This is a genomic window from Microbacterium sp. CFH 31415 (assembly GCF_022538185.1).
Classification (GTDB): domain Bacteria; phylum Actinomycetota; class Actinomycetes; order Actinomycetales; family Microbacteriaceae; genus Microbacterium.
This window is the reverse complement of sequence record NZ_JAKYXC010000010.1, coordinates 232,590-249,090: the sequence shown is the minus strand read 5'-3', so window position 1 is coordinate 249,090 and position 16,501 is coordinate 232,590. Positions and strand designations below refer to the sequence as shown.

Annotated in this window: 18 protein-coding genes and 1 riboswitch; of the genes, 11 read left to right on the top strand and 7 right to left on the bottom strand. The window is 71.9% G+C overall.

Annotated features, from left to right (window positions below; genetic code table 11):
* Positions 1-24: 24 nt before the first annotated feature.
* Positions 25-843 (bottom strand): ABC transporter permease subunit, encoded by an 819-nt coding sequence (locus tag MK786_RS13105; RefSeq protein WP_241112687.1) that lies wholly within the window; start codon positions 841-843, stop codon positions 25-27.
* The gene (locus MK786_RS13100) at positions 840-2,660 is read right to left on the bottom strand and encodes an ABC transporter ATP-binding protein (RefSeq protein WP_241112686.1); all 1,821 of its coding nucleotides are present in this window, start codon (positions 2,658-2,660) and stop codon (positions 840-842) included. The genes MK786_RS13105 and MK786_RS13100 overlap by 4 nt, the downstream gene beginning before the upstream one ends.
* Before the next feature lie 162 nt (positions 2,661-2,822).
* On the opposite strand from MK786_RS13100, the gene MK786_RS13095 reads away from it, so the two are divergent.
* The 4 genes from MK786_RS13095 (at position 2,823) to MK786_RS13080 (ending at position 6,259) form a co-directional block, all read left to right on the top strand.
* Complete coding sequence (locus MK786_RS13095) at positions 2,823-3,899, top strand: enoyl-CoA hydratase/isomerase family protein (protein ID WP_241112685.1); 1,077 nt, start codon at positions 2,823-2,825, stop codon at positions 3,897-3,899.
* Position 3,900: 1 nt separating this feature from the next.
* A complete protein-coding gene (locus tag MK786_RS13090; RefSeq protein WP_241112684.1) occupies positions 3,901-4,719 on the top strand; it encodes an LssY C-terminal domain-containing protein in 819 nt (272 codons plus the stop codon).
* A complete protein-coding gene (locus tag MK786_RS13085; RefSeq protein ID WP_241112683.1) occupies positions 4,716-5,255 on the top strand; it encodes a hypothetical protein in 540 nt (179 codons plus the stop codon). The genes MK786_RS13090 and MK786_RS13085 overlap by 4 nt, the downstream gene beginning before the upstream one ends.
* A 77-nt stretch (positions 5,256-5,332) precedes the next feature.
* Positions 5,333-6,259, top strand: a complete 927-nt coding sequence (locus MK786_RS13080; protein ID WP_241112682.1) for a DnaJ domain-containing protein — start codon at positions 5,333-5,335, stop codon at positions 6,257-6,259.
* A 31-nt stretch (positions 6,260-6,290) separates the two neighbouring features.
* Here MK786_RS13080 and MK786_RS13075 read toward each other — a convergent pair whose 3' ends face one another.
* Complete coding sequence (locus MK786_RS13075) at positions 6,291-7,904, bottom strand: D-alanyl-D-alanine carboxypeptidase family protein (protein WP_241112681.1); 1,614 nt, start codon at positions 7,902-7,904, stop codon at positions 6,291-6,293.
* A 37-nt stretch (positions 7,905-7,941) separates the two neighbouring features.
* Positions 7,942-8,051: riboswitch (TPP riboswitch) on the top strand.
* Between MK786_RS13075 and MK786_RS13070 the strand changes: the two genes are divergently transcribed.
* From MK786_RS13070 to MK786_RS13060, 3 genes are all read left to right on the top strand, one after another.
* Positions 8,044-8,688, top strand: a complete 645-nt coding sequence (locus MK786_RS13070; RefSeq protein WP_241112680.1) for an ECF transporter S component — start codon at positions 8,044-8,046, stop codon at positions 8,686-8,688. Its footprint overlaps the riboswitch before it by 8 nt.
* 2 nt (positions 8,689-8,690) lie before the next feature.
* The gene (locus MK786_RS13065; RefSeq protein WP_241112679.1) at positions 8,691-10,157 is read left to right on the top strand and encodes an ABC transporter ATP-binding protein; all 1,467 of its coding nucleotides are present in this window, start codon (positions 8,691-8,693) and stop codon (positions 10,155-10,157) included.
* Entirely contained in the window at positions 10,154-10,960 is an 807-nt protein-coding gene (locus tag MK786_RS13060; RefSeq protein WP_241112678.1) for an energy-coupling factor transporter transmembrane protein EcfT, read from the top strand. Before MK786_RS13065 ends, MK786_RS13060 begins: the two co-directional genes overlap by 4 nt.
* 9 nt (positions 10,961-10,969) lie before the next feature.
* On the opposite strand, the gene MK786_RS13055 is transcribed toward MK786_RS13060, so the two are convergent.
* Positions 10,970-11,500 (bottom strand): SRPBCC domain-containing protein, encoded by a 531-nt coding sequence (locus tag MK786_RS13055; RefSeq protein WP_241112677.1) that lies wholly within the window; start codon positions 11,498-11,500, stop codon positions 10,970-10,972.
* Positions 11,501-11,578: 78 nt separating this feature from the next.
* Positions 11,579-11,929: a DUF488 domain-containing protein gene (locus MK786_RS13050; RefSeq protein WP_241112676.1), complete on the bottom strand. Its 351-nt coding sequence runs from the start codon at positions 11,927-11,929 to the stop codon at positions 11,579-11,581.
* 109 nt (positions 11,930-12,038) lie between these two features.
* Between MK786_RS13050 and MK786_RS13045 the strand changes: the two genes are divergently transcribed.
* Genes MK786_RS13045 through MK786_RS13030 form a run of 4 tightly spaced genes read left to right on the top strand, consistent with a single transcriptional unit; the run spans position 12,039 to position 14,856 of the window.
* Positions 12,039-12,800, top strand: a complete 762-nt coding sequence (locus MK786_RS13045; RefSeq protein WP_241112675.1) for an SDR family NAD(P)-dependent oxidoreductase — start codon at positions 12,039-12,041, stop codon at positions 12,798-12,800.
* Positions 12,801-12,813: 13 nt separating this feature from the next.
* Positions 12,814-13,599, top strand: a complete 786-nt coding sequence (locus MK786_RS13040) for an enoyl-CoA hydratase/isomerase family protein (protein ID WP_241112674.1) — start codon at positions 12,814-12,816, stop codon at positions 13,597-13,599.
* Positions 13,596-14,450 carry an NAD(P)-dependent oxidoreductase gene (locus tag MK786_RS13035; RefSeq protein ID WP_308220043.1) on the top strand — a complete coding sequence of 285 codons (855 nt, stop codon included), beginning with the start codon at positions 13,596-13,598 and terminating at the stop codon, positions 14,448-14,450. Before MK786_RS13040 ends, MK786_RS13035 begins: the two co-directional genes overlap by 4 nt.
* Before the next feature lie 22 nt (positions 14,451-14,472).
* Positions 14,473-14,856: a glyoxalase/bleomycin resistance/extradiol dioxygenase family protein gene (locus MK786_RS13030; RefSeq protein WP_241112673.1), complete on the top strand. Its 384-nt coding sequence runs from the start codon at positions 14,473-14,475 to the stop codon at positions 14,854-14,856.
* Between the two features lie 40 nt (positions 14,857-14,896).
* Here the strand turns inward: MK786_RS13030 and MK786_RS13025 are convergent, their stop codons facing one another.
* Positions 14,897-15,535 (bottom strand): LysE family translocator, encoded by a 639-nt coding sequence (locus MK786_RS13025; protein WP_241112672.1) that lies wholly within the window; start codon positions 15,533-15,535, stop codon positions 14,897-14,899.
* Between the two features lie 16 nt (positions 15,536-15,551).
* The gene (locus MK786_RS13020; RefSeq protein WP_241112671.1) at positions 15,552-16,457 is read right to left on the bottom strand and encodes a hypothetical protein; all 906 of its coding nucleotides are present in this window, start codon (positions 16,455-16,457) and stop codon (positions 15,552-15,554) included.
* Positions 16,458-16,501 lie beyond the last annotated feature (44 nt).

Sequence of the window (16,501 nt, the reverse complement as noted above, 5' to 3'; positions counted from 1 at the left end):
GTCCCTCCCGTCCGAGCGGGCCCGTCAGCTGACGTCGCGGCGCCAGCTGGTGAGGTATCCGAGGACGAGGAAGACCACGGCGTAGCCGGCGAGCACGAGGCCGCCCACCCACCACTCGAGCTGGTCGACCGACCCGCCCTGCATGCTCATCGCGAAGATGCTGGATCCGACGAGGGCATCGCTCGCGGCACCCGGCAGGTACTGCGTGTAGTCGCCGATCTGCTCGATGAACGTGGCGGCGAGGCGGGCGATCGGCTCGATGAACTGCGTGAAGACGAGCACGCCGACGATCGCGCCGACCTGGTTGCGCACGAGCGCACCGACGCCGATGCCGATGAGCACCCACAGCACGTAGGCGAGCAGCATCCGTCCGAACTGAGCCCACGTGTCGATCGAGGCGAGCATGGTGTCGATGCCGTACCCGGCGAGGAACCCGACCGAGGGGCCGACCGCGGCGGCGATGCCGATCACGCCGTAGAGCACGCCGAGCACCACACCGGCGAAGAGCTTCGCCCACAGCACGCGGCCGCGCCGGGGCGTTGCGAGGAAGGTCGGCGTGAGGGTCTTGTGCCGGAACTCGGCGGTGACCATGAGCGTGCCGATGAGCAGCGGAAAGACGTAGCCCACGGCCGTCGCCGTGCTGTACAGCAGGCCGGCGAGGCCGTCCTCGGGGAGCGGGGGCGCGTCGCCGGGGAGCGAACCGGTCGCTGCGGCGGCGAAGACGAAGCCGAGCGCTGCGGCCGTGAAGCCCACGTAGCCGGCGAGCACGATCGCGAGCACCCACCACATCGCGGTGGAGAACTGCTTGGTCGTCTCGGAGCGGGTCGCTGCGGCCAGGCTCATCGCTGCTCACCCCCTTCGGACTCGGGTGCGTGATCGGGGTCGGGCTCTTGCTCGGGGTCGGGTTCCGGCTCCTGTTCGGACGATGACTCGGGTTCGGATGCCTCGGCCCCGCCGACTTCTTCGGCCGGGGCTTCGGGCTCGACATCTGATGCCTCTGCTTCCGCGGCGGCCTCGGCCGCCGCCCTGGACTCGGCCTCGGCGTCGAAGGCGGCGAAGAAGCGGTCGGCTTCGAGGTCGGCGTCGGTCTTGACGTAGTCCTCCCACGAGCGGTCGTCGTCCTCGGCGACGAACGGCGGCTCGTCGTCGGACTCGTCGGAGGGCTCGTCGTCGGACGGTTCGTCCTCGGCCGGGGACACCTCGTCTGCCGTGGGCTCGTCGCCCGGGATGATGTCGATCACTCCGGTGCTGGCGACGGCGAAGGACGCGGTGTGAGGCTCCGGCTCCGGCTCAGGCGCGGCCTCGGGCTCGACCTCGGGAACGGCTTCGGCGTCCTGCTCAGCCTCAGGCGCGGCGTCGGCTTCGGTGCTCGGCGCGACCTCGTCGGCCGCGGTCTCCGCTTCAGCGCCGGCTTCCTCTTCCGCCTCGTCATCCGCGCGGCGCTCCTCGGCCTCACGCGCGGCTTCGGCCGCGCCGACGGCGGCTGCGCCGGCCATGGCGCCGCCCGACCACTCCGCGTCGAGTTCGGCGGCGATCCCCGCGGTGTCGCCGTCCTCCGGCTCGGCGGGAACAGCGTCGGGCTCGGCGGGAACAGCGTCGGGCTCGGCGGGGACGGCGTCCGCTTCGGGGGGAACCGCGTCGCCGTCCGTCGGCGGGACGTCGGCCGCGGCATCCGGAACCGACTCCTGCACGGGCACGGCGCCGGTCGGGCCCGACTCGAGGGCGGGAATGACGTCGTCCCGTCGACCGGAGGCGCTCGCATGCACGCGCGTGCCGTTGACCAGGTCGAGGAAGACCTCTTCCAGCGCGGGGCCGCGCTTGTGCAGCGTCGAGAGCGGCACGCCCGCGGCGGCCGCGGCCAGGCCGACGGCGGCCGGCTCGATGCCCCGCACTGTGAGTCCCGACCGCAGCACCTCGAACGGCACGCCCGCGGCGCGCAGCGCCTCGGCCAGCGCCGCCCGGTCTTCCGAGTCGACGACGGTGGCCTGCTCGGACGGGTCGACCAGCTGATCCATGCCGCCCTCGAACACGAGACGGCCCTGCGAGATGATCAGCAGCGCGTCGACGGTCTGCTGCACCTCGGTGAGGAGGTGCGACGAGACGAGCACGGTGCGGCCTTCACGGGCGAGCCGGCGGAGGAACCCGCGGATCCACTTGATGCCCTCGGGGTCGAGGCCGTTCGTCGGCTCGTCGAGCACCAGCACGCCCGGGTCGCCGAGGAGCGCATACGCGAGGCCGAGGCGCTGCCGCATGCCCAGCGAGTAGCCCCCGACCTTGCGGCCCGCGGCATCCGCCAGTCCGACCAGGCCGAGCACCTCGTCGACCCGCGCCTTCGGGATCTTCGCCGCGTGCGCGTACACCGTGAGGTGTGCGGCACCGGTGCGGCCGGGGTGGAAGCTGGATGCCTCGAGCACGGCGCCGACGGTCTGCAGCGGGTGGGCGAGCTTGGCGTACTTCGCCCCGCCGATCGTGGCGTGCCCGGCGGTGGGCCGCACGAGCCCGAGCAGCATGCGGAGCGACGTCGTCTTGCCGGCGCCGTTGGGGCCGAGGAAGCCGGTGACCAGCCCAGGTTGGACACGTGCGGTGAAGTCCGAGACTGCGGTGACTGCGCCGAAGCGCTTGGTCACGCCGGAGAACTCCAGCACCTGTCCTTCCGGCATGCCGAACCCTCTCGTCCTCGGGAGCACTTCCCCTATCCTGTCGGAAACTGCCCGTCGCCGTGGGAAATCAGCGGCCGGTTCGCATCGTGGCGCGGCGTCCCGGCGCTGTCCGCGTCGCTGCGCGTCTCGGCCCGCGGGGGTCGCCCCGGTAACGTTGCGACCGTGACCGATGCCGCCGAGCCCACCGTCCTCGTCCGCGCCCGCGGCGGACTGGGACGGCTCACCCTCAACCGCCCGCGCGCGATCAACGCCCTCGATCTCGACATGATCCACCAGCTGCACGCCGCACTCGACGCGTGGGAGCACGACACCGAGGTCGACGTCGTGCTGCTCGACGGCGCAGGCGAGCGCGGACTGTGCGCCGGCGGCGACGTGCGGGGCCTCGCCGAGCGGGTCATGAGCGGTCGCTCCGAGGACTCTGCCCTGTTCTTCCGCGACGAGTACGCGCTCAACGCGCGGATCGCGGAGTATCCGAAGCCCTTCGTCGCGCTCGCCGACGGCATCACGATGGGCGGCGGCATCGGAGTGGCGGGGCACGCCGCCATCCGGATCGTGACCGAGCGCTCGCAGCTCGCGATGCCCGAGACCCGCATCGGCTTCACACCTGACGTGGGCGGCACGTGGCTGCTCGCCCACGCGCCGGGCCGCCTCGGCGAATACCTCGGTCTGACCGGTGCGGTGATGGATGCCTCGGACGCGCTGTACGCCGGATTCGCCGATCACTTCGTTCCGTCCGCCCACCTCGACGGGCTGCGCGACGCACTCGAGACGCGCGCCGACCCGTCCAGCCCGACCGAGCTGGTGCTGCTCTTCGACGAGACTCCGCCGCCGTCGAGACTCGAGCGTGCGCGCGCGTGGATCGACGACGCGTTCGCGGGTGACACCGTCGCCGACATCGTCGAGCGCCTGCGGGTGCGCCCCGAGCCCGAGGCATCCGCCACCGCCGACCTCCTCGGCGAACTCTCGCCGACCGGTCTCGCCGTGACGCTCGCCTCCGTCCGCCGGTCGCGTGACCTGCCCGGGCTGCGCGCCGCTCTGGAGCAGGAGTACGGCCTCGTGATGTGGTTCGCCTCGACGCAGCCCGACCTGCCGGAAGGCATCCGCGCGCAGGTCATCGACAAGGACAGGTCCCCGAAGTGGCAGCCGGCGACCATCGCCGCCCTGCCGCCCGACCTCGCGTCGGCGGCGCTCGCGCACCGTCCCGACGTGCCGCTCTGGGCAAGTCCCACCGGGGACTGACATGGCCGGGAAGCGGAGCTACTCGATCGGGATCGCGATCGACTGGTTCTTCTTCGTCTTCGCCGGCCTCGCCGCCATCTGGCTGGCGTACCTCAGCTTCACCGAGTCGTTCAAGGTCGGCTGGTGGGGCATCCTGTTCTTCGCCGCGTTCTGGGTGCTGCTGGCATATCTCGTGCTGCCGCGGCTGCACCGAATCCTCACGACGATCTACGTGCCCGACTACTTCATCGGGCGCACGCGCACGAGCGACGGCCTGCTCGGCGATCCCGTCAACCTCGCGTTCCTGGGGACCGGGGCGCAGATCGAGATGGCGATGCGGGCGGCGGGGTGGACGAAGGCCGACCCGGTCACGCTGGCGTCGTCGTGGCGCATCATCACGTCCACCCTGGGGCGCCGCAGCTACCACGAGGCGCCGGTGAGCCCGCTCTTCCTGTTCGGCCGCCAGCAGGACTTCGCCTACCAGCAGGAAGTCGACGGCAACCCGGCCCAGCGCCACCACGTGCGGTTCTGGCGATGTCCCGACGACTGGCAGCTGCCGGGCGGGCGACGCGTGGACTGGCTCGCCGCCGGCACCTTCGACACGAGCGTCGGGCTGTCGCTGTTCACGCTGCAGGTCACGCACCGCATCGACGCCGACACCGATGTCGAGCGCGACCACATCGTCACGACGGTGACGGATGCCGATTCCCGCGTCGCCGTGGACGTGATCGCCGACTTCGCCTCCGGGTACCACGCGCGCAACGGCGGCGGCGACACGATCCGCACCGACGGAGACCTGCCGATCATCGATGTGCGCGCCCTCGCGGAGGTGATGCGGTGACGACTCCCGAGCCCTCGCCGGTGCCGATCCGCCCAGAGAAGCGTCCGGCGTTCGAGCCGCCCGCGCGGCTGCTGCGACCGGTCGCGCGGGACCCGCACATGCGCAGGCCGGCCTCAGTGACAGCCGGGGCCGCGCTCGTCCTGCTGCGGGTCATCGCCGGCGTCGTCGTGCTGGTGAGTCTCGCGGCGGGGTGGGACGACCTCCGCACCCAGGCGGGGGCGGCGCTGGAGGGCTTCGACCCGACCCCCGAGGGCTGGAACGCAGCCCTGCGGGTGGTACTCGCCGTCGGCGCCGCTGTGCTGCTGGTCGACCTGCTGCTCGCGGTGCTCGTGTTCCTCGGCCGGAACTGGGCGAGGGTCATCGTGATGTGCATCTCGGTGCTGTCGATCAGCACGGTGTTCGGTGCGTGGTGGGTGCAGGGGCAGGAGATCACGCTCGAAGGCAGCTTCGTGTCGCTCGCGATCGACATCCTGCTGCTCCTCGCACTGTCGAGCCGGAGCGCCGCCGCGTACGCACGACGCAGGGAGCGCCCCTGATTCGCGCCGGAGCCCGCCCCGCGACGCGTGGTCTAGCCTGAGATCCGCCGCTGCGGCGGCCGGGATCAGGAGGATGCGTGTTCGACAGCCCGCTGTCCGCGTCGGCCTACGACGTGCTGGGGGTGGACCCCACGGCCGACGAGGAGTCGCTGCGCAAGGCGTACCGCCTGCGGCTGCGTCAGACGCACCCCGACACCGGGGGCGACGCCGCCGTGTTCATCCAGGTGCAGCGCGCCTGGGAGCTCGTCGGCACAGCGGAAGCGCGGGCCGCGTACGATCGCGGCCATGGGTTCGGCGACGCACCGGCGCCGGAGTGGTCGGGCTGGCGCGCGCCCGCTGCCCGGACCGACACCCGCCCGCGCGCCCGCTCGTACGGACACCCCGGCGGCTGGCGTCGCGAGCGGTACCTGACGCTCATCCGCGAGTGGGCGGGCCGCGGCGTCACGCTCGAGGATCCCTACGACCCGGCGCTCGTGCGCTCCGCGCCGCAGCACGTGCGCAGGCTGCTGGCCGACGCGCTCGCCGAGGAGGCGACCGCGCGCATCGTCGCCGAGCTGGGCATGGGCTACACGGTCTGGCACGACGTCGCGCCGTCGGTGCGGGGCGCCGACCCCGACGCCAAGATCGACCACATCGTGCTCGGCCCCAGCGGGCTCTACGGCATCCTGTCGGAGGACTTCGGCGGCCCCGTCCGCCTGCGCCGCGGCGAGCTCATCGGCGACGGCGTCGACGGCGCCCCGATCGCCACCCTCGTCGCGCGCATGCGCGGACTCGCGCGAGCCGCGGGCGTGCGGTTCAGCGGCGCGATCGTCGTGCTGCCCGATGACGACGTGCTGCAGGTCATCGACGAGATCGGCAAGGTGAAGGGCACGCCCGTCGCGATCGTCGCGCGCGGCGCGCTGTCGACGGTGCTCCGCAGGGGGATCACCGGCGTGCGGGCGATCGGCGGCAACGAGGTCTTCGACGTGCGCACGCGGCTCCAGCAGGCGGTGCGGTTCGCCTGAGTGCCGGGCTGTCGCCCCGTCAGCCTGCGCGTCAGTCGGTCAGGCCGAAGAGCTCGAGCGGGTGGGTGAGCCGCCACCAGGGGCTCGGATCCTCGATGTCGCCGTCGAGTCGCAGGTCGACGGTCACGGCGTCCAGAGGTCCGTCCACGGTGATCGATCCGACGGTGTCGCCGTCCTCACGGGCATCGCCCAGTGAATAGGTGGGAGTCACGACGCCCGAGCCGCCGTTCCAGAGCACGACCGACGCGTCGTCCGCCACCACGATGCGGGCGGTGTCTCCCCACGCCGTGTCGACCGTGCCGGCGAGCGTGCCTGCGGGAACCGAGGGGTCGAGCGCCAGTTCGTCCTCCAGCCGGTCGAAGAGTGCGCGCGTCGCGGCGGTGCGGGTGTCGTCGTCGGGCTGGCCGAGCACCGACGCGAACATCCGCACCGGCGTGCCGCCGATCGTCACATCCTTCGCCGAGAGCAGGTTCCAGGTGTCGAGCGTTCCGGTCTTGATCCCGACCACCCCGGGGTCGGCGAGGAGCGCGTTCGTGTTCTCCACGGTGCCGGCGCCGGGCAGGTCCACCGACTTCTGCGCGACGATCTCGGCGATCACCGGGTTCGCCAGCGCCTTCTGTGCCAGGACGAGCAGCGCTTCGGGCGTGGCCGTGTTGCGCGAGTCGATCCCGGTCGGCTCGACGATCCGCACGCCCGGCACCCCGTGCGTCTCGAGCCACGTCATCGCGGCGTCGGCGAACACCGCGTCGGAGGGGAAGAGGCGGGAGGCGAGACGGTCGGCGTAGTTGTTCGCGGATCCGATGAGCATGCCCTGGAGCAGCTGGTACTCGGTGAGCGTGCCGTCCACGGGGACGTCGAGGGCCGACTCGCCACGGGCTCGGTAGTCCCAGTACGCGAGCATGTCGCCGTAGCCGAACCGGTAATCCGGACCGCCCTCGCCGACGGCGAGGGGCATCTGGTCGAGGACGACGAGGGCGGTGACGACCTTCGTGATGCTGGCGATCGATTCACGATCGGAACCGGATGCCGCGTTCCCCGCGATGCCGCCGATCGAGACGGCCGCGCTGCCCTCTGCCGGCCAGGGCAGCTCGGTCCCGGGGGCCGGCACCGACTGCAGCTGCACCGCCGCGACGGTCGGCTCGACCGCGTGCAGCGGCCACAGCAGCGTGGTGGCGGCGTACGCGCCGGCGAGGCTCGCGATGATCGCCGCGGGAACCATCACCCCGGCTCGCAGCGGCGAGCGGCGCGGGAGGTGCGCGAGCAGGTCGTTCTCGACCGGGATGTACGAGGTCGACGCCGCGGAGAGATCGGCCGGCGCGGGAGGGGAAGCGACGTCCCGCTCGTCGACCCAGGTGAGCGCCACCCGGCCCGAGGACGGCGCCTCCGACGCGTGGGCGGGGTCCGTCGTCGCCGTGCCGGCGGCTGCCGTCGATCCGAGCTCGCCGAGGGGCGTCGCGGTGGCCGGTTCGGTGGCGGCACCGGCCGGCGCGGCGATCGAGCTCGCCGGCGTCGACGCCCGGTCCACGGACGTCTCGTCGAGGGTGAGCGTGCCCTCCGCGGCATCCGTCCCCCGGGGGGTGACCGCGAACGCGCCTGTCCGCGCGCGCGCACGGCGCGGCGCAGCAGGGACGTCGTGGGGTGTCACCCGCTCAGAATACGTCGCCCCGGCGGGCGTATACTCGTGCCACAACCACGGGAGTCCGGTGAGCCGGGCTGAGAGGAAGCGATCCACGCTTCGACCGTCGAACCTGATCCGGATCATGCCGGCGCAGGGAGGAGAACAAATGCACGCGTCCACGTTCGAGACCACTTCGTCGCAGGGCACCGCTGCCGCCCCCCACCGATTCCGCTGGCGAGTGGTCGACATCGTCGTAGCCGCCGTTCTCGGTGTCGCCCTCGGCCTGGTCTTCTGGGGGTGGAACACCGTCGGATACGCCTGGTTCGTCAGCATGGATGCGCTCACCCCTGGCCTGGGCGGACTGGCCGTCGGCATCTGGCTGATCGGCGGCGTGATCGGCGGTCTCGTGATCCGCAAGCCCGGCGCGGCGCTGCTCGTCGAGGTGATCGCGGCCGTCGTGTCGATGCTGATCGGCAATGTGTGGGGCGTGTCGACGCTTCTGTCGGGCGTGGTGCAGGGGCTCGGCGCCGAGCTGGTCTTCGCGCTGTTCCTCTACGCTCGGTTCACCCTCCCCGTGGCGATGCTCTCCGGCGTGGGCGCTGCCGTGGGTGCGTGGGTCTTCGAGCTGTTCTACGGCAGCTCGCCGAACATCCTCAAGACGGCGGAGTTCAACACGATCTATCTGATCGCGCTCGTCGTCTCCGGTGCCGTGCTGGCCGGTCTGCTCGGCTGGCTGGCAGTTCGCGCGCTGGCCGCCACCGGCGCCCTGAACCGTTTCGCGGCGGGCAGGGAACGCCGGCGCGAGGTCTGATCGTGCCTCCGGTCCGTCCTGGTCGAATCACCGCGGCCGGCTGGGGCTGGCGCTATGCGGGCAGGCGCGCGCCGGCGGTGCGCGACGTGTCGTTCACGATCGAGCCCGGCGAGCGCGTGCTGCTGCTCGGAGCGTCGGGCGCCGGGAAGTCGACGCTGCTCGCAGGCATCGCCGGTCTGCTCGGCGGCGCCGATGAGGGTCACGTCTCGGGACGGCTGCTGATCGACGGCGCGCAGCCCGAGGCCCATCGCGGTCGCGTCGGCCTGGTGCAGCAGGATCCGGACGCGGGCATCGTGCTGTCGAAGGTCGGCGACGACGTGGCGTTCGGCTGCGAGAACCTGGGCATCCCCGCCGCTGAGATTCCCGGCCGCGTCGCCGCGGCGCTGGCGGACGTCGGACTCGACGTGCCGCTCGGCCGTCCGACCAAGGCGCTCTCGGGAGGGCAGAAGCAGCGGCTCGCCCTGGCCGGTGCGCTCGCCATGCGCCCCGGGGTGCTGCTGCTGGATGAGCCGACCGCGAACCTCGATCCCGAGGGGGTGCGCGAGGTGCGCGACAGTGTCGAGCGCGCGGTGGCGCAGACCGGTGCGACGCTCGTCGTCATCGAGCACCGCACCGCGGTCTGGGCGGATCTGATGACACGCGTGATCGTCGTGGGAGCCGACGGCGGCCTGCTCGCCGACGGCTCGCCCGACGTCGTGTTCTCGCGGCTCGGCGACGAGCTCGCCGCCGCGGGCGTGTGGGTGCCGGGTCACCCGATCGACCTTCCTGCCCTCGACCGCCGTGCGGATGGCCCGGCGGCGCTCGAAGCCGACGGGCTCGCGATCTCCCGGGACGGGCGCACACTCGTGCGCGCGGGGCTGGACCTGCGGGTTCCCCAGCGACGAGCGACCATCGTCACCGGGCCGAACGGGGTCGGCAAGTCGACGCTCGCGCTCACACTGGCCGGTCTTCTGCCCGAGTTCGACGGCACCGTGCGGGCCGCGCCCGAGCTCGCGGCGAGATCGGGCCGCCGCCCGTCGGCGTGGAAGTCGCGCGAACTGCTCACCCGGATCGGCACGGTGTTCCAGGAGCCCGAGCATCAGTTCCTCGCCTCGACCGTCCGTGACGAGCTCGCGATCGGACCGCGTGCCCGCGGGGTCGAACGCGCCGACGTCGATCTCATCGTCGAGGAACTCCTCGAGAGACTGCACCTCGCAGCGCTCGCCGAGGCGAACCCGTTCACCCTGTCGGGCGGACAGAAGAGGCGTCTCTCCGTCGCCACGGTGCTCGCCGATGCGCCGCCCGTGATCGTGCTCGACGAGCCGACCTTCGGTCAGGACCGCCGCGGCTGGATCGAACTCGTCCGGCTGCTGCAGTCCGAGATCTCCGCGGGCACGACGGTGGTCGCGGTCACCCACGACGCTGAGGTCGCGCATCACCTCGGTGGCCACCGCATCGAGCTCGCCGCACCGGCAGGGGTGCTGCGATGACGGCCCTCGACACCGGTGCGACCGCCGCGATCACCCGCGAAGAGAAGGCGGCCTGGCTCGACGGCGTCAATCCCGTGACCAAGGTGGTGCTCGCACTGCTGCTCTCGGTGCCGCTGTTCGCGTCGATCGACGTCGTGAGCGCGCTCGCCGCCATCGCGCTGCAGTTCGCCTGCGTGCCGCTCACCGGCCTGCCGATCGCGACGGTCGCCAAGCGGCTGCTGCCGATCGCGCTGTTCGCCCCCGTCGCGGGAGTGAGCATGCTCCTCTACGCGGAGCCCGGCGGGCAGGTGTACGGAACGTTCTGGTACGCCACGATCAGCGACGACTCCATCGCCCTGGCGATCGCGGTGAGTGTGCGAGTCGTCGCCCTGGGTCTGCCGACCATCCTGCTGTTCGGCCGCACCGACCCCACCGAACTCGCCGACGCCCTCGCCCAGGTCGCGAAGCTGCCGTCACGCTTCGTCCTCGGGGTGCTCGCCGGCACGCGCACGCTCGGGCTGTTCCTCGACGACTGGCGCAGCATGCAGCTCGCCCGCCGCTCCCGGGGGGTCGGCGACACCGGCGCGGTGCGCAGGTTCTTCTCGATGGCGTTCGTGCTGCTCGTGTTCGCCGTGCGCCGAGGCGAGAAGCTCGCGACCGCCATGGAGGCGCGCGGATTCGGGTCGGGCATCCCCCGCACCTGGTCGAGACCGTCACGGCTGCACGCGCGTGACGCGGTCGCGCTGCTCGGCGGCATCGTCATCATGGCACTCGCCATCACGGCAGCCGTCGCGTTCGGCAGCTTCCGCTTCGTGTGGTCCTGACGCCCTCGGTCAGCCGGCGGCGACGAGCGTCTGATACGCCGGCTGCATGGCGGGGAAGTAGGCGTCCCACGCGATGGTCGAGGCATCCCGCCCCTTCGTCACCGCCACCAGCCGGTCGAGGTAGTACTCCCAGCCAGGGCCGATCGAGCCGACGTCCTCGCCGGGGTTGAGCCGCTGGCCGAACACCAGGAGCGTCGCCTCGCCCTTCGCGACGAGCTCGAACCACAGGTGCCACGAGCCGGTCGCGGCGGAGGTGTCGCCGGCGAACCGGCGCGGCGGATCGCACTCGAGGATCGTGTATTCCTCGGGCGGGACATCCTCGCCCTCGGCGGTCATGAAGAACGCGACGCGACCGGTCTTCGGGTCGCCCTCCCATCGGCCGATCCACCGCTCGAGGCGGGCCGAGTCGGTAAGCTCCCGCCACAGCTCGGCCGCGGGCATCGGGAAGGCCCGCGTGAGCACGAGGTTGGGGTGACCGTCGATATCGGTGACGGTGCCCGTGATCGCGGCGCGGTCGTTCTTCTCAGTGCTGTCGGTCATTTCGCGTTCCATGCTGGCACTCGCCGGCCGGGGGCGCCAGAACCACGGTCGGCAGCCCTCCCCAGGGGGTCGCTCGGGTCACGAGCCACTCCCCAGCACGTCGAGCAGGATCACGGCGTGATTGCGCACCAGGTCGTTCACGCTGAACAGGAGCGTCGACGTGGGATGCGCGGCGAGCTCCGTCCGCAGCGCGCCGACCGCCGGGTTGCCTGTCAGTTCGAGGCGGTAGGCCGCCTCGAACTCCTCCCAGGCGAGGTCGCCCCGATGGAACGCGCGACGCAGCTCGGCGGAGGGCGCGGCGTCCTTCGCCCAGCTGTCCACGGCGGCGCGATCCTTGGTGAGACCGCGCGGCCACAGCCGGTCGACGAGCACGCGATGCCCGTCGTCGGGCGAGGGGACGTCGTACACCCGCTTCAGCTTCACCGGCATGCCACCCATCATGCTCCGCCCAGTAGCCTGGACATGGCATCCCGTCTGATCTGAGACTCAGTCCCGCGTAAGGTGGGATGCAATGTCTTGGCTGTTCGAAGGAGAACGCATGGATCTCACGGGTGCCTCCGCCCTCGTCACCGGCGGTGCGAGTGGACTCGGGCTTGCCACCGCACGCCGGCTCGCCGCAGCCGGCGCCGCTGTCACGATCGTCGACCTGCCACGCTCCGCCGGCGCCGACATCGCCGCAGAACTGGGCGGCTCGTTCGCCCCGGCCGATGTGACTGACCCCGAGCAGGTCGCCGCCGCCGTCGAGACCGCGTCCACGGCCGGACCGCTGCGCGTGGTCGTGAACTGCGCCGGAATCGCCCCGCCCGCGAAGATCCTCGATCGTGAGGGCGCGCCGACACCCCTGGACGGCTTCGAGCGCATCATCCGCGTGAACCTCATCGGGACGTACAACGTCGTGGCCCAGGCATCCGCGGCGATGGCCCGCACCGAGCCCGACTCCGATGGGGGCCGCGGCGTCATCGTCAACACCGCGAGTGTCGCGGCGTTCGACGGCCAGATCGGTCAGCCCGCGTACGCCGCGAGCAAGGGCGGCGTGCATGCGATGACGCTGCCCATCGCCCGCGAGCTGGCGCGATACGGCATCCGCGTCATGACGATCGCCCCCGGGATCATGGAGACGCCGATGCTGATGGGCCTGCCGCAGGCCGCCCAGGACTCCCTCGGCCAGCAGGTGCCGTACCCCCAGCGCCTCGGCAGGCCCGACGAGTACGCGCGACTCGTCGAGTCGATCGTCGACAACGGCTACCTGAACGGCGAGACCATCCGCCTCGACGGCGCCATCCGCATGGCACCCAAGTAGAACCAGGACTCTGATGAGCGATTCGATCCTCCTCCACGTCGAGGGCGGCCTCGCCCGCGTGACGTTCAACCGGCCGGCATCGCTGAACGCGATGGACTTCGAGATGGGCGGCCGCTGGCGCGACGTCGCCCACGCGGTGACCTCCGACCCCTCGGTCGGCGCGGTGATCCTGGATGCCGCCGGGCCGGCCTTCTGCGCGGGCGGTGACGTGGTGGCGATGGCGCGGGGCGCCGGAGGTGCGGACGTGACCCGGATGGCCCACGTCATCCACGAGGGCATCCGCACGCTCGCTCTGTCGGACAAGCCGATCGTCGCCGCGGTGCAGGGCGCCGTCGCGGGCGGCGGCATCGGCCTGATGCTGACCGCCGACTACATCGTCGCGGCCGAATCGGCGAAGTTCGTCAGCAAGTACGCCAACATCGGGCTGACGCCCGACCTCGGCGTCTCGACGCTGCTCCCGGCGGCGGTCGGTCAGCGACGCGCGCTGCAGCTCCTGCTGCAGGACCGCACCCTGAACGCCGAAGAGGCGCTGGAGTGGGGGCTGGTGGCGGAAGTCGTCCCCGCCGCAGCGGTCGCGGGTCGCGTGGAGGAGATCGCGGGCTTCTGGCTCGCGAATGCGACAGCGGCGTTCGGTCACGCCAAGCGACTCGTGCGCACGGGCGCCGACCGGCCGTTCGCCGAGAACCTCGACGACGAAGCGGCCACGATCGGCGCCCGCTTCGACACCCCCGAGTCGCAGATGCGCGTGGCCGCCTTCGCCGCCGCATCGCGCAAGGCTTCAACCAAGGAGAACGCGTGAGCCCTTCGACCGGTTCGGCCCCGACCCTCGCCGGCAAGACCATCCTGATGTCGGGCGGCAGCCGCGGCATCGGCCTCGCGATCGCGCTGCGCGCCGCCCGTGATGGCGCGAACATCGCGCTGCTCGCGAAGACCGACACCCCGCACCCGAAGCTCGAGGGCACGGTGCACTCCGCGGCCGAGCAGATCCGCGAGGCCGGCGGCCAGGCGCTGCCGATCGTCGGCGACGTCCGCGACGACGACGACGTGACCGAGGCCGTGCTCAAGACGCAGGGAGAGTTCGGCGGGATCGACATCGTGGTGAACAACGCCAGCGTCATCGACCTCTCCCGTTCGCTCGACCTCGCCGCGAAGAAGTACGACCTCATGCAGGACGTCAACGTGCGAGGCACCTTCATGCTCAGCCGCGCGGCCGTGCCGATCCTGAAGGATGCCGAGAACCCGCACATCCTGTCTCTGTCGCCGCCTCTCAACCTGTCTCCGAAGTGGCTCGGCGCGCACACCGGCTACACGCTCGCCAAGTACGGCATGACGATGACGACCCTCGGCTTCGCGGCGGAGTTCGCGAAGGCGGGCATCGCCGCGAACACCCTGTGGCCGGCGACGACCATCGCGACGGCTGCAGTGCAGTTCGCCCTCGGCGGCGACGCGATGATGAAGGTGAGCCGCACCCCCGAGGTGTACGCCGACGCCGCCTACGAGGTGTTCCTCAAGCCCGCGGCCGAGTACACGGGGCAGACGCTCATCGTCGAGGACGTGCTGCGTGAGGCGGGCGTCACCGACTTCTCGGGCTACGCCGCCGTGCCGGGCACCCCCGACGACCAGCTCTTCCCGGACATCTTCCTGGACTGACCGCCACGCGTAAGGTGGGGACATGGGCGTGCGGAGCCTGTTCCCGATCCTGCTCACGCGTGACCTGCCGCGGCTGGTCAGCTTCTACGAGCATGCGCTCCACGGGCAGGTGAGCTACCGCTTCGGCAGCGCCGACGAGGACGACTACGTGTCGCTCACGATCGGTGAGGCGTCGCTCGGCATAGGCCGCGATCCCGCGACGCCCGGGCACGGCACCGGGGACCGCATCGCCCTGTGGTTCTACGTCGACGATGTCGACGACGCCTTCGCGCGGTGGCGGTCCGCCGGCGGCGACGCGGTGGCGGAGCCCGCCGACATGCCGTGGGGTGAGCGGGTGGCGCAGGTGCGCGACCCCGACGGAAATCTCGTCAACCTCGGGCTCGCGGCATCCGATTCGACCGATTGATCCGCGCGAACTGCCGGATCATCTCAGCGGATGCTGCGGGTCAGTGGTCTCCGCCGGTGAAGAGGAGGAGCCCGCCCAGGCCGATCATCAGCCCCCCGCCGGTCGCCGACAGCCGGGCGATGCGCTTCGGCGACCTGCCGAACCACGAGCGCGCGGATGCGGCGACGAGCGCCCAGATGCCGTCCGAGACGAGCGCGATGGCGAAGAACACCAGGCCGAGCTGGATCATCTGCAGGGGCACGGCGCCGGCGCTCAGATCGACGAACTGCGGGAGCACCGCGACGAAGAACGCGATGGTCTTCGGGTTGGTGATGCCGACGAGGAACCCCTCGCCGAGCTGGCGCCAGGCCGAACGGGGCGCGATCGCGCCGTTCGCCTGGTCGGCCGCGCGGTAGCGGTGCCGGATCGCCTGGATGCCGAGATAGATCAGGTACCCGGCGCCGACGACCTTGACGATCGTGAAGAGCACGACCGACTGCGCCACGATGCCGCCGACGCCCAGGGCGACGAGGCCGACCACGGGAAGCAGGCCGAGCGCGTTGCCGAGCACGCTGAGCAGGCCGCCCATCCGGCCGAGCGCCAGCGCCCGACCGATCGTGAAGAGCACGCTCGGGCCGGGGATGACGATGAGGACGATCGCGGCGAGGGTGAAGGCGAGGAGGTTCTCGGGAGGGACCACGAGGAAACGATAGTCGTCACCGCAGCGGGTCGTCGCCGAGCAGCACCGTGACCGCCTGGTCGCGACGCCACCAGAACCCGAGCCGCTGGTCCTCCTGCATCCCGATCGGGCGATCCTCGGCGGGCATGAACGTGTACGGCACGTCCACGAGCAGCGCGCTCTGCGAGCGGATCGACGCCGGCACGCAGCGTCCGCGGGTGACGTCGCCGCGTTCGACCAGCACGCAGTGGTCGCGACGGAAGCCCGCGGTGTCCACCATGGCGCCGGCGATCCAGGCATCCCACCCGAAGTACTCGCCCAGGTGCACCGCCCACTCGACCTCGCCGGTGGTCGGGAACTCGGGCACGTGCCCGTCCGAGGGAAGGTCGATGAACCCGCCGAATGAGCCGTCCAGCGGGATGTTGAGCAGCGTCACGGCGTGTGTGTCGCGCGCGAACGAGTAGGCCGCGCGCGAGGCCTGGAACGCGGGCGAGAGCGTCGAGCGGGTGTCGGGCGTCTCGTCCGGAGCGGTCAGCAGCCGGATGCCGATCACCGCGGCGACCGCCACCGCGAGCGCTCCGCCGACCAGCGCGAGGGTGAGTCCGAGCCGGCGTGGCAGGCGGGGCTCGGGAGGGCGCGATGCCGTGCGGCGTGCGGCGCGCGGCGCGGGAGCGCTCGCGGTGGAGGCCGTCGTCGCGGGATGCGCTGCCGTGGGCATCGCGGGTGACGAGCGGCGCGAGGAAGGAGCGGTGCGGGCGGCCTTCGCCGCCGCCGCCGCTGCGGGCGCTGCGGCCGGAGCGGCCGGAGCGAGGTGTTCGCGCCGCACGAGGTCCTCGAGTTCGACGAGGCGCAGCAGGGCCTCCGCGTCGCCGTCGATGTCGGCCTCGGGGCCGTAGGCGCGGCGACGCAGACCGGCGAGCTCGACGCGGGTCGCGGCGTCCACTCTTCAACGGTAGCCCTGATTCGGGCGTGCGTTCAGGTGCGTCC

Bases quoted from the DNA above. Each gene is read 5' to 3' on its own strand.
- MK786_RS13030 (WP_241112673.1), top strand. From the start codon at position 14,473: ATGGGCGTGCGGAGCCTGTTCCCGATCCTGCTCACGCGTGACCTGCCG.
- MK786_RS13055 (WP_241112677.1), bottom strand. From the start codon at position 11,500: ATGACCGACAGCACTGAGAAGAACGACCGCGCCGCGATCACGGGCACC.
- MK786_RS13100 (WP_241112686.1), bottom strand. From the start codon at position 2,660: ATGCCGGAAGGACAGGTGCTGGAGTTCTCCGGCGTGACCAAGCGCTTC.
- MK786_RS13105 (WP_241112687.1), bottom strand. From the start codon at position 843: ATGAGCCTGGCCGCAGCGACCCGCTCCGAGACGACCAAGCAGTTCTCC.
- MK786_RS13040 (WP_241112674.1), top strand. From the start codon at position 12,814: ATGAGCGATTCGATCCTCCTCCACGTCGAGGGCGGCCTCGCCCGCGTG.
- MK786_RS13060 (WP_241112678.1), top strand. From the start codon at position 10,154: ATGACGGCCCTCGACACCGGTGCGACCGCCGCGATCACCCGCGAAGAG.
- MK786_RS13045 (WP_241112675.1), top strand. From the start codon at position 12,039: ATGGATCTCACGGGTGCCTCCGCCCTCGTCACCGGCGGTGCGAGTGGA.
- MK786_RS13090 (WP_241112684.1), top strand. From the start codon at position 3,901: ATGGCCGGGAAGCGGAGCTACTCGATCGGGATCGCGATCGACTGGTTC.
- MK786_RS13070 (WP_241112680.1), top strand. From the start codon at position 8,044: ATGCACGCGTCCACGTTCGAGACCACTTCGTCGCAGGGCACCGCTGCC.
- MK786_RS13050 (WP_241112676.1), bottom strand. From the start codon at position 11,929: ATGCCGGTGAAGCTGAAGCGGGTGTACGACGTCCCCTCGCCCGACGAC.